The sequence below is a fragment of the Inhella proteolytica genome (assembly GCF_016093275.1).
Classification (GTDB): Bacteria; Pseudomonadota; Gammaproteobacteria; order Burkholderiales; family Burkholderiaceae_C; genus Inhella; species Inhella proteolytica.
In genome coordinates, this window is sequence record NZ_JAEDAK010000032.1 from 1 (window position 1) to 13,679 (window position 13,679).

Consider the following 13,679-nt stretch of genomic DNA (forward strand, 5'->3'; position numbering starts at 1 on the left):
GGCGCCGCTGCGCGACGCCCGCAGCCGCGCCGAGCTGGCCGCGCAGGCCGAGGCCGCCGAGGCCGCGCTGGGCCGTGCCCAGGCCCGGCTGGCCGCCGCCGCCGCAGCGCTGACCCTGGCGCAGAAGCAGGAGCAGCGCAGCGCCGCCCTGGGTGCGCAGGGCTTCGTGGCGGGGGCGCAGCATGAGGATGCGGCCCTGGCCCTGAAAGCCGCCGAGGCGGAGCAGCGCAGCGCGCAGGCCGAGCGCCATATGGCGCAGCACGCCCTGGAGCAGGCGCAGGCGGCGCTGGGCGCCGTTCAAGCCGGCGCCGCGCGGGGCCGGGTGGACGCCTTCGAGCTGCGCGCACCGGTGGCCGGCCAGGTGCTGCGCATGCACCAGTCCAGCGAAACCCTGGTGGCCCTTGGTGCGCCGCTGATCGAGCTGGGCGACCTGGCGCAGCTGGAGGTGGTGGCCGAGCTGCTGAGCACGGACGCGCTGCAGGTCCAGCCCGGCCAGCCGGTGCGCATCGAGCGCTGGGGCGGGCCGGCGGTGCTGCAGGGGCGGGTGCTGCGGGTCGAGCCCGGCGCCTTCACCAAGGTCTCGGCCCTGGGCGTGGAGGAGCAGCGGGTGCGCGTGCAGATCGGCCTGGTCAGCCCGCCCGAGCAGCGCCGCGGCCTGGGCGATGGCTACCGCGTGGGCGTGCGCGTGCTCACCCAGCAGCGGGCCGATGTGCCGCTGGTGCCGGTGAGCGCCGTGTTCCCCCTGCCGGGCGCTGCGGCCGGCCGCCATGCGGTGTTCCGCTTCGAGGGCGGGCGCGCGCACCTGCGCGAGGTGAAGCTGGCCGGCCGCAACGAGCGCGAGGCCTGGATTGGCGAAGGCCTGAAGCCCGGGGATCGGGTGATCGTCTACCCGCCGCAGGGTTTGGTGGCGGGGGCGCGCGTGACGCCGCGCTAGGCGTCTGCGTGAACGTCTAGGCCAGGCGCAGCCGGTTGCGGCCGGCGTGCTTGGCCTGGTAGAGCGCGATGTCGGCCGCCTGCACCAGCTCGCGCGGTTCCTCGGCCGGGGCGCCGTTGCCCACCCCGCGCAGCGCCAGGCCGATGCTGATGGTCAGCCGCAGGCCGCCATGCACACGCTCCCAGGGGTGCTCCATCACGGCGCTGCGCAGGCGTTCCAGCACCGCCTCGGCGTCGCGCGCGGGCGGGCCCACCAGGCCGATGAGGAACTCCTCGCCGCCCCAGCGGGCCAGCAGGTCGGCGCTGCGCAGGCGCTGGCGCAGCAGCTGGGCCAGCTCACGCAGCACGGCGTCGCCTACGGCGTGGCCGAACTGGTCGTTCACGCGCTTGAAGTGGTCGATGTCCAGCATCGCCACCGCGAACGGCGTGTCGGGGCTGGGGGTCTGCTCCCACATCAGCGGCAGCGCCTGCTCGGCGTGGCGGCGGTTGGCCAGGCGGGTCAGCACGTCCTCGCGGGCGGCGCGGTCGCTGCGCGCCAGCTGCTCGCGCAGGGCCTCGTGCTCGCGCTCCAGCGCCAGCACGCGTTCACGCTCGCGCTCGGCATCGGCGCGCGCGTGTTCGGCACGCGCCATCGCCTGGTCGACCTCCTGGCGGATCAGCAGCACCTCGGTCTGGGCCAGTTGCACGGTGCGGATGGCCAGGCGCTCGGCCCGCATCAGGGCCTCCAGGTCGGCCAGCGCGGCCTCGTGCGCGCCGGCGGTCTTGTGGCATTCGTAGAGCAGGCGCAGCGCGCGGCGCTGCAGGCGCGGCAGGATGGCGTCTCCGCGCAGCTGCAGCAGGCTCTCGGCCGCGGCAATGGCTTCGGCGTGCTGGCCACGGCCGCGCGCCAGCACGGCGCGGTGCAGCCGGGTGCTGATGGCCAGGCCGGCGAACTCGTGCTCCTGCGCGGTCTGGTCCAGGTACTCGATCAGCGGCGCGGCACGGTCCCAGTCCTGCCCCTGCAGCAGGGCCTCGACGAGGTTGGAGAGCGCCAGCGCGATGCGGTACGGATTGCCCTGGGCCTGCGCGCAGGCCACCGCCTGCTCGGAGAGCAGCTGCGCCATGGCCTGCACCACCACGGCCTGCTCGGTCTCGCCGTCGATGACCAGCTCCTCGTACTCGTAGAGCGTGAAGAAGGCCTGGTTGTTCAGGCAGGCGAAGTCGAGCTCGGGCAGGCCATGCTGCAGCGCAATCTCGCGCGCCAGCTGAGTGGTCTCACGGGCCTGCGCGGGGTTGTCCAGTGCGGCATAGGCATTGCCCAGCCGTGCCAGGGCCCAGCCTTCGCGTTCCGGATCTTGCAGCCGGCGTGCCAGGTTCAGCGCGGAGAGCGCCTGCTCCAGCGCCTCTCGCCCCAGCGACAGCAGCGAGTAGGCGAGCGACAGATTGCAGCGCGCCTCGCACAGCGGGCCCAGCGCCTCCTGGCGCTCCAGCAGGTGCACGGCCTCGCTGGCCACGCGCACACAGTCTTGCGGCCGGCCCAGGCGGGCGTAGGCGCGCGCCAGGTCGTTCAGCACGCGGGCCCGCTCGGGGCCGCCCTGGGCCTGCGGCAGCAGGGCTTCGAGCCGCAGGGCCGCAGCGCTGTGATTGCCCTGCTGGAGCAGGGCTTCGGCGCTTTGGCACTCGCTGTCTTGCATGTCAGGCTTGGATGAATTCCCGCAGGTCGGCAGCCAGACGGCGGCGGCTTTCGGCATGGATGTACATCATGTGCCCGGCCGGGAACTGCGCCATGCGGATTTGCCCCTTCAGGTGCGGCCGCAGGGCCATGTGCGCCAGGCTGTGCAGCGCGGCGTCGGGCGGGGTGGCGAGGTCGAACTGGCCGCAGGCCACATACACGCGCAGGCTGGGCTGGTGGTGCAGGGCCTGGCGCAGCAGCTCGCCGGTGTGCAGGTACTTGTTCTCGAAGCCCTTGTAGCTCCAGCTCTTGTAGAGCGGAGCGAGCAGGTGGTAGGGCGCATCGCCCATCCAGCCCAGGCGCTCGTGCAGGGTGCGCTCCAGCCCCACGCGGTAGGCACCGGCCAGATTGGTGTAGCTCGGGTCGTCCTCGGCCTTCTCGCCCACGTCGTCGCGGTCGTGGCCGGTGAAGCGGCTGTCCAGCCGGCCCACCACCAGGCCGCGGCCGCGCAGCAGCTGCTTGAAGAAGCGCTCGTCATCCACGCGCAGATGGCAGCGCAGCAGGTAGTCGGCATCCAGCCCGGTCAGCTCGGCGGCCTGCGCGGCCACTTCGCGGGCCTGGGCCTCGCCCAGGCGGTCGCCCAGCAGCAGGGCGCTGGCGTAGGGCCCGAGCGCAAAGGCCTGGGCGCGTTCGATCAGCGCTTCCACGGTGAGCGCCTGCAGCGCCGGCGCCAGGGCCTGGTGGTACCAGGCGGTGGCGGCGTAGGTGGGCAGGAAGCAGAGGTAGGGCAGGTCGTTGCCGCGGTCGAAGCTGAAGGTCTGGAAGTCCATCGCCGGCGAGACCAGCACCACGCCGTTGAGCATCAGCTCGCACTTTTCCTGCAGCTGGCGCGCCAGCGCCGCGGCGCGCGTGCTGCCGTAGCTCTCACCCAGCAGGTACTTGGGGCTGCCCCAGCGGCCCTCGCGCGTCAGGTAGCGGCGCATGAAGTCGGCGATGGCGTCGAGGTCGCGCTGCACCTCGTGGTACTCGGTGGCCTTCTGGCCCTCGACCATGCGCGAGAAACCCGTGCCCACAGGGTCGATGAAGACCAGGTCGGCGTGCGTGAGCAGGCTGTCCTCGTTGTCCACCAGCGCGTAGGGCGGCTGGCCGCAGTCGCCCAGGGCATCGCTGTGCACACGCTGCGGGCCCAGCAGGCCCAGGTGCAGCCACACGCTGCTGCTGCCCGGCCCGCCATTCAGCGAGAACAGGATCGGCCGGTTGGGCGGCGCATCCAGCAGCGTGTAGGCGGTGTAGAAGACCTGCGCCTTGACCGGTTCACCCTGCAGGGTGCCGTCCTTGAGTTCGGGTTCGCGCAGCAGCAGGGTGCCGGCGCTGGCGCGGTAGCGCAGCGTGCGCGCGCCGATCTGCAGGCTGTGCTCGCGCTCGACGCGGGACTCGGTGGGGGCGGGCGCGGGGGCATCGGCCATGGCGATGAGGGGGCGGGGTGAAGGTGGGCCCAAGTGTGCCCGAGCGGGTGCACGGCCTGGCCGCTTGCCCCTGCGGACTTGTGCTCAGAACTTGTAGGCCAGGCGCACCCCGCCCCAGTGCCGCCCGCGCACCTGGATGGGGGCGGCGCATTCCTTCAGCACCATGTACTGGCCGCCACCCAGGTCGCGCCGGTAGGTCTGCAGCAGGAAGGGCTCGGTGTTGCGCGCGCTGGCCAGGCCGGTGCGGTCGTTGAAGATGCGCCGCCAGCGGCTGTTGGCGGTGTTCCACAGCGGGTCGCCCGGGCGCTGCGGCTGGCTGAGCTTGCGGTTGTGCATGGGCACGTAGCCGTTGCGGTCCACGGCGATGCAGAACACCACCTTGTCGCTCAGCTGGAGCAGGCGCTCCTGCACGGCCGGGAAGAGCTGCTCGGCCAACGCCGAGAAGGGGGCCAGGTGTTGCTGCGGGTCGCTGCCCGGCAGCGGCTGGTAGCGCTCGCTGAACAAGTCCTCCGGGCTGATCTGGCCCTGCCGCAGCGCCCCTTCGAGCAGCGCGGCAATCTCGGCCGCGGCGCCCTGCGCGGCTTCGATGTAGGGGCTGTCATCGGTGCGCACGCCGCTCTCGGCAATCGTCTCGATCAGCTGCTCGCTCATGGTCAGGAAGCCATCGGCATGCTGCAGCGCGCGCTGCAGGCCCCCTTGGGTGCGCGCCAGCTCGCCCTGCAGGGCATGGGCCTGGCCGTCCAGGCGCTTGGCCACGGCTTCGGATTCCTGTGCCGCCACCGCCATCGCCGCGACGTCGCGGTCGATGCCGGCCATGGCGGCATGGATGCCTTGGGCCTGCCCGGACTCTTGCGGCGTCAGCTCTTCGCGCAGGCGCTCGATGCGGGCGTCGAGCTGCTGCACGGAGCCGACGATGCGCTTGCTGGTGGCCTCGACGCGTCCGGCCAGGTCCTTCACGGCATCGGCCACCACGGCGAAGCCACGACCGGCTTCGCCGGCGCGCTTGGCCTCCACCGTGGCGTTGAAGGCCACCAGCCGGGTGTTGAGGGCCACCTGGGTGATTTCCTGGGCCGATTCACTCACCAGGCGCAGCGCGGCGGCGATGGCCTGCACCTCGCCGGCCAGCTGCTGCAGGGCCTGGGCGGCGGTCTCGGTGGTGTGCTGGCTCTGGGTACTGCCGGCCACGATGCGCTGCTGCGCCGCGCAGACGGCAGCCAGGCCTTGGCCCAGCTGCTGCAGGGCTTCGTGCTGGCGCTGCACGGCCAGCAGGGTGTCGTCCACCACCCCGCGCACCTCGGCTGCGCCCTGGCCCAGGGCCGAGGCGTGGCGCCCCAGGGTGGCAAGCGTGGCGTCCAGCCGCGGCGCGCTGCCGGGCGCGGGGCTTGGGGAAGGCTCGACGGCCGGACGGGGGCTGCGAAAACTCAGTGCCACGATGCGGTCTCCTCGGCGCTGCGGATCCACCCGCAGTCTGCTGGAGGTTTACCGCGTGGAGCCGATTGCCGCCCCCGAATGCGTCAAGCTTTTCGCATCAGGGTGCTCTTGCCGAACAGCGATTCGATCAGATCGACGGCCAGCAGCGCGGTGCGGTTCTTCTCGTCCAGCGCGGGGTTCAGCTCCATCACGTCCAGGCTGGCCAGGCGGCCGGTGTCGGCAATCATTTCCATGCACAGCTGGGCCTCGCGGTAGCTCGGGCCACCCGGCACGGTGGTGCCCACGCCGGGGGCGATGGCGGGGTCGAGAAAATCGACGTCGAAGCTGACGTGCAGGTGCGTGTTGGCGTCCATCGTCGCCAGCGCCAGCTCCATGGCCTGGCGCATGCCCATCTCGTCGATGTAGCGCATGTCGAAGACTTCGAGCTCCTGCTCGTGCACGAAGCGCTTCTCGCCTTCGTCGACGCTGCGGATGCCGATCTGGCGCACCCACTTCGGGCTGATGGCGGGCTGGGCGGCACTGAAGCCGCCGATGCCCACCAGCTCGGGCGCACCGAAGCCGCACAGCGTGGCCACCGGCATGCCGTGGATGTTGCCGCTGGGCGTGAGCGCCGAGGTGTTGAAGTCGGCATGCGCGTCCAGCCAGAGGATGCGCAGCTTCTTGCCGGCGGCGCGGCAGTGGCGGGCCACGGCGCTGATGGAGCCGATGCCCAGGCAGTGGTCGCCGCCCAGCAGGATGGGCATGCGGCCGCCCTGCAGCTCGGCGTACACGGCGTCGTGCACGGCCTGGTTCCAGGCCACCACTTCGGCGAGGTGGCGGTAGCCGTCCACCGGCGGCAGCCAGGGGTTGTGCGGGCCGCTCAGGTTGGCGCAATCCTTCACGTCCACGCCGCGGGCCTGCAGGGCCGGGCCGATGCCGGCCACGCGCAGGGCCTCGGGGCCCATGGAGGCGCCGCGCGCGCCGGCGCCGATGTCGGTGGGGGCCCCGATCAGGGACACGGAACGGATCTGGGTCATGGTGCTCTCGGGGGTCAAAGCGCGCATTGCGCGGTGGTCTTGAGGTCGTATTCGTGTTCCAGCACCGCCCAGGCTTCCTCGGCGGTTTCGACGAAGCGGAACATGCGCTCGTCGCCCGGGCTGATCATTCCGGTCTCCACCAGGTAGTCGAAGTCGACCAGGCGGCTCCAGAACTCCCGGCCGAACATCAGGATCGGCCGGGCGCGGCATTTGCCGGTCTGGATCAGGGTCAGCGCCTCGAACAGCTCATCCAGCGTGCCAAAGCCGCCAGGGAAGCACACCAGCGCCACCGAGCGCATCAGGAAGTGCATCTTGCGCAGCGCGAAATAGTGGAAGCGGAAGCAGAGTTCGGGCGTGATGTAGGGGTTGGGGTGCTGCTCGTGCGGCAGCACGATGTTCAGGCCGATGCTCTTGCCCTTGGCGTCGTAGGCGCCGCGGTTGCCGGCTTCCATGATGCCGGGGCCGCCGCCGGTGACGACGTAAATCGGCTGGCCGCAGCGCTGCGTCTCGCGCGTGACGATCTCGGCCAGGCGGCGCGCTTCCTCGTAGTACACGCTCATCGCCACCGCCTGTTCGGCGCGGCGCTCGAAGGTGGGGTTGCCCGACTTCTGTGCTTCCAGCAGCGCGGCATGGGCCTTGGCCGGATCCTGGATGCGGGCGCTGCCGAACATCACCAGGGTGGATTCGATGCCTTCCTCCTGCTGCACCAGCTCGGGCTTCAGCAGCTCCAGCTGCATGCGCACGGGGCGCAGTTCCTCGCGCAGCAGAAATTCTTCGTCGGCAAAGGCCAGCCGGTAGGCGGGCGTGGCGGCCAGGCGGTCGCCCGGGGGCGGCGCGGCACGGCGCAGCTCTTCTTCGGCGCTAGGAAAGTTTCGTTCTTTGAGGTCGCGACGCGGGGACATGGTCTCCTCCTGCTGGTTTCGCGTAGAAAGCGCGCAGCATATTCGCTGAGCGGAGAAAGATTATTTCGTCTCGCGCGGTCCACAGACCGGGCAGGCCGGGTCGCGCGCCAGCACGATCTGCTCGGTGCGGGTATGGCGGGCGTTGAAGAGCCAGAGGTGGCGCGCCAGGCCCGAGCCCAGGCCGGCGAGCAGCTTCAGGGCTTCCCCCGCCTGCAAGGTGCCGGCCAAGCCCACCAGCGGGGCAAACACGCCCTGGGTGGCGCAATTGGCGTCCTGCACCGGGGCATCGGGCGGGAACAGGCAGGCGTAGCAGGGGCAGCCGGGGTCGGCCGGGTCCCACACCGAGGCCTGCGCATCCCAGCCCACGCCGGCGGCCCACACCAGCGGCTTGCCGGCGGCCACGCAGGCGGCATTGATGGCCTGGCGGGTCTTGAAGTTGTCGGTGCAGTCCAGCACCACGTCGGCGGCCTGCACCCAGGCGGGCAGGCTGGCGGCATCGGCGCGCGCCTGGATGGCGTCGAACTGCAGCTCGGGGTTCAGACCCAGCGCCGCCGCGCGGGCCGAAGCCACCTTGGCCTGGCCGACACGCGCGTCGCTGTGCGCGATCTGGCGCTGCAGATTGCTGAGCTCGACCGCGTCCGGGTCCACCACCGTGAGCCGGCCCAGGCCGGCGCTGGCCAGGTAGAGCAGGGCGGGCGAACCCAGGCCGCCCGCGCCGATGACCAGCGCATGGGCCTGCAGCAGGCGCTGCTGGCCCTCGATACCCAGCTCATCCAGCAGCAGGTGGCGCGCGTAGCGCAGCAGCTGGCGGTCGCTGAGGTCGGCGGCGTCGGGCAAGTTACTTCTTCGCGGCCTCGGCTTCGGCCTTGCGTTCCAGCGGGGCCTTGGAGAGCACCACCGGCTTGCCCTTGAGCTGGTTCAGCGCCTGCTGCAGCGGCCAGTCGGCATCGCCACCAAACTCGGGCAGGGGCTTGAGCGGTTCATTGCGCTTGGCCAGCTCTTCCTCGACGCGGCGGCGCTCGGCCTCGCGTGCCTTCTGGTCTTCGGCCTCGGAGCTGCCGCTCGGGTTGGCCAGGTGCTTCTCCAGATCGGCCTCGCGCATGCGCAGCGCGCCGATCACATTGCCCTCGGCGGTTTCGTCGATCGCCAGATCGGGCAGGATGCCCTTGGCCTGGATGGAGCGGCCGCTCGGGGTGTAGTAGCGCGCGGTGGTGATCTTCAGCGCGGTGTCGGGGCTGAGCTGGCGCACCGTCTGCACCGAGCCCTTGCCGAAGGTCTGGGCGCCGAGGATCAGGGCGCGCTTGTGGTCTTGCAGTGCACCGGCCACGATCTCGCTGGCCGAGGCCGATCCTTCATTCACCAGCACCACCATGGGCAGGGTCTTGAAGACGGCGGGCAGCTTCTTGATCAGATCCGGCTGGCCACGGCGCAGGTAATGCTCGGGCTGGGCGCGGTAGCTGAACTTCGATTCGGCCAGCTGGCCGTTGGTGGAGGTGACTTCCACGCCGGCCGGCAGGAAGGCGGCGCTGACGGCGATGGCGCCTTCCAGCACGCCGCCCGGGTCATTGCGCAGGTCCAGCACCAGGCCCTTCAACTTCGGGTCTTGCTGGTAGAGCTCGTTCAGCTTCTTGGCGAAATCCTCGACCGTGCGCTCCTGGAAGGCGGCGATTCGCAGCCAGGCGTAGCCGGGCTCGACCATCTTGGCGCGCACCGACTGCATGCGGATCTCTTCGCGCACGATGGTGACCGGGAAGCTCTTGTTCTCGGCCTTGCGGTAGATGTTCAGGTGCACCTTGGTCTGGGGCTCGCCGCGCATGCGCTTGACGGCCTGGTCCAGGCTCAGGCCCTTGACCGGCTGGTCGTCGATGCGGGTGATCAGATCGCCGCTCTTCAGTCCGGCGCGGAAGGCGGGCGAGCCTTCGATGGGCGAGACGATGCGCACGAAGCCATCTTCCATGCCCACCTCGATGCCGACGCCGACGAACTTGCCCGAGGTGCCTTCCTTGAATTCCTGGAAGCTCTTCTTGTCGAAGAACTGCGAGTGCGGATCCAGCCCGGTGACCATGCCGGCGATGGCGTCGTTGATGAGCTTTTTCTCATCCACGGGCTCGACGTACTCGGCCTTGACCATGCCGAACACCGCGGCGAGCTGCTGCAGCTCTTCCAGCGGCAAGGCCGCCTGGGCCCCGCGGGCATTGGCACTGAATTGGAGGGTGGTCAACGCACCGGCCACCGCACCGACCGCCATCCAGCCGGCTACTTTCAATTTGGCACCCATCTGCGCCTCACTCGATCTAAAGCGGCCGCAAGGCCGCGAACAACTGTCAATCCAGTATAGGCAGCACCCCGAGGGGCTGACTGCCAACTAGGCCCGTATTCCAGGGTAGTTAATAGGGTCCCGGGCGCTTCAGGCAGTGCCGAAGGTCACCACATGGTCCACCTGGGCCTTGATGCCGATCCACTCGCCCACGTGGTGGTCGTGGTGCGAGGGCACGGCGGCCACCAGGCGGGTGCCGTCGGCCAGGCGCAGGGTGTAGAGGAATTCGGCGCCGCGGAACACCTTGTGCTCGATGCAGGCCTTGACCGGCGCGGCGTCGTCGTGCACCACGTCGTCGGCGCGCAGCAGCACTTCGCAGCGTCCGCCCGGGTAGGCGCCGGGCAGCGGGCAGTCCTGGGCGTTGTCCAGCAAGCCCAGCGGTGTGCGCACCTGCTGGCCTTCCAGCTGGCCGGGCACGAACACGCCGTGGCCAATGAAGTCGGCAACGAAGCGCGTGGCCGGGCGGTGGTAGACGGTGTAGGGCTCGTCCCACTGTTCCAGCAGGCCCTGCTGCATCACGCCCACGCGGTCGCCGATGGCAAAGGCCTCAGCCTGGTCGTGGGTGACGAACAGGGCCGTGGTGCCGCTGGCCTTGAGGATGGCGCGCAGGTCCTGCGAGAGCGATTCGCGCAGGTCCACGTCCAGGCTGGAGAAGGGCTCGTCCAGCAACAGCAGGCGCGGTGCCGGCGCCAGCGCGCGCGCCAGTGCCACGCGCTGCTGTTGGCCGCCGCTGAGCTGATGCGGCATGCGCTTGGCGGCATGCTCCAGGCCGACGAGATCCAGCATCTCGTGGATGCGCGCCTGGCGCGCCGCCGGCTTGTGCGCACGCAGGCCGAAGCCGATGTTCGCGTCCACGGTCAGGTGGGGGAAGAGCGCGAAGTCCTGGAACACCAGGCCGATGCGCCGCTGCTCGGCGGGCAGTTGCAGGCCGCTGGCGGCGTCGGCCAGCAGCTCGCCCTCCAAGCGCACGCGGCCACTGTCCAGGGTCTCCAGGCCGGCAATGGCACGCAGCAGCGAGGTTTTGCCGCAGCCGGAAGGGCCGATCAGCACCCCCAGCTCGCCACGCCCCAAACCGAGGCTGACCCCCCGCACGGCCGCCACCTTGGCGCCGCGCTGGCCGTATTGCAGGCCCACTCCATCCAATGCCAGGAACATGGCCGCCATGATAATGAGCGCCTGCAAATGCTCCTTGTTCTCATTCGCGCCTGATGCTTTTGCTCCTTGTCGTGTTGGCCGGGCTTTTGCTGGCCCTGCCGGTGCTGACGGTGCTGGGCTCCTGGCTGGGTCTCGATGCCCAGGGCTGGGCGCAGTGGCAACACCTCATGGACACGGTGCTGCCGGGCTATCTGGGGCAGTCGGCCCTGCTCTCGCTCGGCGTGGCGCTGGGCAGCCTGCTGGTGGGCGGTGGCGCGGCTGCGCTGGTCAGCCTGTGCCGTTTCCCCGGCCGGCGCTTCTGGGATGCCGCGCTGCTGCTGCCCATGGCCATGCCGGCCTATGTGGCCGCCTATGCCTACACCGACGCGTTGCAGTTCAGCGGCAGCATCCAAACCGCCTTGCGCGCCGAGTTCGGCTGGCGCGGCGCGCTCTGGGGTGACGTGCGCAGCCTGCCTGGGGCGGTGCTGCTGTTCAGCGTCTGCCTCTACCCCTATGTCTACCTGCTCACTCGCACCGCGCTGAGCGAGCGGGCCGGCCCGCTGATGGAAGCCGCGCGCCTGCTCGGGGCCGGCGCCTGGCGGCGCATGCGCGAGGTGGCGCTGCCGCTCGCCCGCCCGGCCCTGGTGGCGGGCGTGGCGCTGGTGCTGATGGAGACGTTGGCCGACTACGGCGTCGGCAGCTACTTCGGCCTCAGCACACTGACGACCGGCGTCTACAAGGCCTGGCTGGTGCAGGGCGACCGTATCGGCGCGGCTCAGCTGGCCTCGGTGCTGCTGATGGTCGTCACCGTCTGCCTGCTGCTTGAGCAGCGTGCCCAGGCGCAGTTGCGCTTTGCCGGCAGCCGCACGCAGGCGCGCGCCGAGGATTCCGAGCAGGGCTATCGCCAGTTGCAGGGCGGTGCCGGCTGGCTGGCGCAGGCCGCCTGTGCGCTGCCCGTGCTGCTGGGCTTCGTGCTGCCGGCCGGCTGGCTGCTGCGCATGGCCTGGCAGCACGCGCAGTACGGTGAGATGCCCGTCTCGGCCGAGCGCTACCAGGCCTGGGCGCTGGCCAGCCTGAAGCTGGCCGGTGCGGCGGCCCTGTTCACCGTGTTGCTGGCGCTCTTCCTGGCGCTGGGCCAGCGCCTCGGGCGTGCGCGTGGCTGGCGGCGCTGGCTGGCCGCCGGGGTGGCACGCCTGCTGGGCCTGGGCTACGCGGTGCCGGGCGCGGTCATCGCCGTCGGGCTGCTGCTGCCCATCGGCTGGCTGCAGGCGCGCTGGCCGCAAGCCGCGCCGCTCTTCACCGGCACCTTGCTGGCCCTGCTCTGGGCCTTTCTGGTGCGCTTCGGCGGCGTGGCCCTGCAGTCCATCGAGGCTGGCTACGCGCGCATCCCCACCAGCATGGACGAAAGCGCGCGCATGCTGGGCGCCAGCCCCTGGCGCCTGGCCTGGGAGGTGCACGCGCCGCTGCTCAGCCGCGCCACATTGGCCGCGGCCCTGCTGGTGTTCGTGGACGTGATGAAGGAGCTGCCCGCCACCCTGGTGCTGCGTCCGTTCGACAGCGACACGCTCGCCGTGGTGGCCTATCAGCTGGCGCGCGACGAGCGCCTGGCCGAGGCCGCGCTGCCGGCCTTGGCCATCGTGGCCGTGGGCCTGATCCCGGTGGCGCTGCTGTGGCGCGCGATGAAACTCAAGTAGGGGCTGGCCCCGCCAGTAGGAATCGAACCTACATCTGACCCTTAGGAGGGGCCCGTTCTATCCATTGAACTATGGCGAGGGCGCGGCGCAAGGGGCGGGAGTTTAGGGCCGCGGCGAGGGGGTCAACGCGGGTGCCGGTCCTGCGGGCTCAGGTAGCTGTCGAGCAAGGCCTGCAGGCTGCCGTCGGCCTGCATCTGCGCCACCGCCTGGTCATAGCGCCGTACCAGCTCCAGCGACAGGGTCCGTTTGCTGAAGGCGTCGCCCACTTGCTGGGTGGAGATCACGGCGCGGGTGTGGGCCACGCGCTCCTGCAGCGCCAGTTGGCGCAGTTCCCGCGTCGCCGTCCACTCGTCGGCGATCAGGCCGTCGATGCGCCCAAGGTCCAGCATGCGCCAGAGCGCGCTGCGGTGCGGGCTGATGACCATATGGCGACGGAACTCGGGGTCCTGTGCCAGCTGATCGAACTCCGCCCCGTAGCTCACGTCCACCTGGGCGCCGAGGCGGAACCCGGTCGTGCGCAGTGTCAGCAGGGATTCGCGGTCCCAGCGCGCCAGCGCGTCCTGGCGCACGTACAACAGATTGCGTGAACTGCGGTTGGGCGCCGAGAACCAGGCGAACGCCTCGCGCTCGGGGCGGCGCAGCGTGCCCATCAGCACGTCCAGCTGGCCCTGCTCCAGGTCGCGCAGCGCGCGCGCCCAGGGCAGGCGGATCCAGACCAGCTGGCAGCCCATGCGGCCGAAGGCGGCGCGGGCCAGATCGACCTGCAGGCCACCCAGGCTGCCGTCGGGCCGCTGGAGGCTGAAGGGTGGGTCCTCGGTCCAGCGGATGCGCAGCTTGCAATCGGCCTGTGCCGAGGCGGCCAGCACCAGGGCGCCGCCCCAGGCCCACAGCACGGCCCTGATCCTTCTGCACAAGCTGTTTGCTGACACCCAGTCTCCCGATCCTGGGCGGTCGGGTGACCACCGGGGCTTCATCCTAGCCAGGGCGCCCTCCGGTGGGGACTATTTGCGCGCCGGCGGTACGTCCGTGCAACTGCCGTGCGCCACCTCGGCCGCCATGCCGATGCTCTCGCCCAGCGTGGGGTGCGGGTGGATGGTCTTGCCGATGTCCACCGCATCCGCGCCCATCTCGATGG

At 70.9% G+C, this 13,679-nt stretch carries 11 protein-coding genes and 1 tRNA gene; 2 read left to right on the forward strand and 10 right to left on the reverse strand.

Annotated elements, in window-relative coordinates; all coding sequences use genetic code 11:
* On the forward strand, window positions 1–934 hold a 934-nt coding region (locus I7X39_RS22725; RefSeq protein ID WP_198113654.1), incomplete at its 5' end, for an efflux RND transporter periplasmic adaptor subunit.
* A 16-nt stretch (window positions 935–950) separates the two neighbouring features.
* Here the strand turns inward: I7X39_RS22725 and I7X39_RS22730 are convergent.
* From I7X39_RS22730 to I7X39_RS22765, 8 genes are all read right to left on the reverse strand, one after another.
* Window positions 951–2,606, reverse strand: a complete 1,656-nt coding sequence (locus I7X39_RS22730) for a GGDEF domain-containing protein (protein WP_198113655.1) — start codon at window positions 2,604–2,606, stop codon at window positions 951–953.
* Between the two features lies 1 nt (window position 2,607).
* A complete protein-coding gene (locus tag I7X39_RS22735) occupies window positions 2,608–4,050 on the reverse strand; it encodes a S10 family peptidase (protein WP_198113656.1) in 1,443 nt (480 codons plus the stop codon).
* Window positions 4,051–4,134: 84 nt separating this feature from the next.
* Window positions 4,135–5,481 (reverse strand): methyl-accepting chemotaxis protein, encoded by a 1,347-nt coding sequence (locus I7X39_RS22740; protein ID WP_198113657.1) that lies wholly within the window; start codon window positions 5,479–5,481, stop codon window positions 4,135–4,137.
* Window positions 5,482–5,564: 83 nt separating this feature from the next.
* Window positions 5,565–6,524: an arginase gene (gene rocF / locus I7X39_RS22745; protein ID WP_232352143.1), complete on the reverse strand. Its 960-nt coding sequence runs from the start codon at window positions 6,522–6,524 to the stop codon at window positions 5,565–5,567.
* Window positions 6,512–7,399 (reverse strand): LOG family protein, encoded by an 888-nt coding sequence (locus I7X39_RS22750; RefSeq protein WP_198113658.1) that lies wholly within the window; start codon window positions 7,397–7,399, stop codon window positions 6,512–6,514. The genes rocF and I7X39_RS22750 overlap by 13 nt, the downstream gene beginning before the upstream one ends.
* 60 nt (window positions 7,400–7,459) lie before the next feature.
* A complete protein-coding gene (locus I7X39_RS22755; RefSeq protein WP_198113659.1) occupies window positions 7,460–8,236 on the reverse strand; it encodes a HesA/MoeB/ThiF family protein in 777 nt (258 codons plus the stop codon).
* A 1-nt stretch (window position 8,237) separates the two neighbouring features.
* On the reverse strand, window positions 8,238–9,677 hold the full coding sequence (locus I7X39_RS22760) for a S41 family peptidase (protein ID WP_198113660.1): 1,440 nt from the start codon (window positions 9,675–9,677) through the stop codon (window positions 8,238–8,240).
* A 129-nt stretch (window positions 9,678–9,806) separates the two neighbouring features.
* Window positions 9,807–10,871 carry an ABC transporter ATP-binding protein gene (locus tag I7X39_RS22765; RefSeq protein ID WP_198113661.1) on the reverse strand — a complete coding sequence of 355 codons (1,065 nt, stop codon included), beginning with the start codon at window positions 10,869–10,871 and terminating at the stop codon, window positions 9,807–9,809.
* 53 nt (window positions 10,872–10,924) lie between these two features.
* Here I7X39_RS22765 and I7X39_RS22770 point away from each other — a divergent pair, with 53 nt between their 5' ends.
* Window positions 10,925–12,544, forward strand: coding sequence for an ABC transporter permease (locus tag I7X39_RS22770; RefSeq protein WP_198113662.1), 1,620 nt, complete (start codon window positions 10,925–10,927; stop codon window positions 12,542–12,544).
* Between the two features lie 4 nt (window positions 12,545–12,548).
* On the opposite strand, the gene I7X39_RS22775 is transcribed toward I7X39_RS22770, so the two are convergent.
* Together I7X39_RS22775 and I7X39_RS22780 are read right to left on the reverse strand one after the other, a co-directional pair.
* Window positions 12,549–12,623 (reverse strand) — tRNA-Arg (locus I7X39_RS22775).
* A gap of 43 nt (window positions 12,624–12,666) precedes the next feature.
* Window positions 12,667–13,437: a substrate-binding periplasmic protein gene (locus tag I7X39_RS22780; protein ID WP_198113663.1), complete on the reverse strand. Its 771-nt coding sequence runs from the start codon at window positions 13,435–13,437 to the stop codon at window positions 12,667–12,669.
* Between the last annotated feature and the right edge of the window lie 242 nt (window positions 13,438–13,679).

Bases quoted from the DNA above. Each gene is read 5' to 3' on its own strand.
- I7X39_RS22730 (WP_198113655.1), bottom strand. From the start codon at position 2,606: ATGCAAGACAGCGAGTGCCAAAGCGCCGAAGCCCTGCTCCAGCAGGGC.
- I7X39_RS22735 (WP_198113656.1), bottom strand. From the start codon at position 4,050: ATGGCCGATGCCCCCGCGCCCGCCCCCACCGAGTCCCGCGTCGAGCGC.
- rocF (WP_232352143.1), bottom strand. From the start codon at position 6,524: ATGCGCGCTTTGACCCCCGAGAGCACCATGACCCAGATCCGTTCCGTG.
- I7X39_RS22750 (WP_198113658.1), bottom strand. From the start codon at position 7,399: ATGTCCCCGCGTCGCGACCTCAAAGAACGAAACTTTCCTAGCGCCGAA.
- I7X39_RS22760 (WP_198113660.1), bottom strand. From the start codon at position 9,677: ATGGGTGCCAAATTGAAAGTAGCCGGCTGGATGGCGGTCGGTGCGGTG.
- I7X39_RS22765 (WP_198113661.1), bottom strand. From the start codon at position 10,871: ATGTTCCTGGCATTGGATGGAGTGGGCCTGCAATACGGCCAGCGCGGC.
- I7X39_RS22770 (WP_198113662.1), top strand. From the start codon at position 10,925: ATGCTTTTGCTCCTTGTCGTGTTGGCCGGGCTTTTGCTGGCCCTGCCG.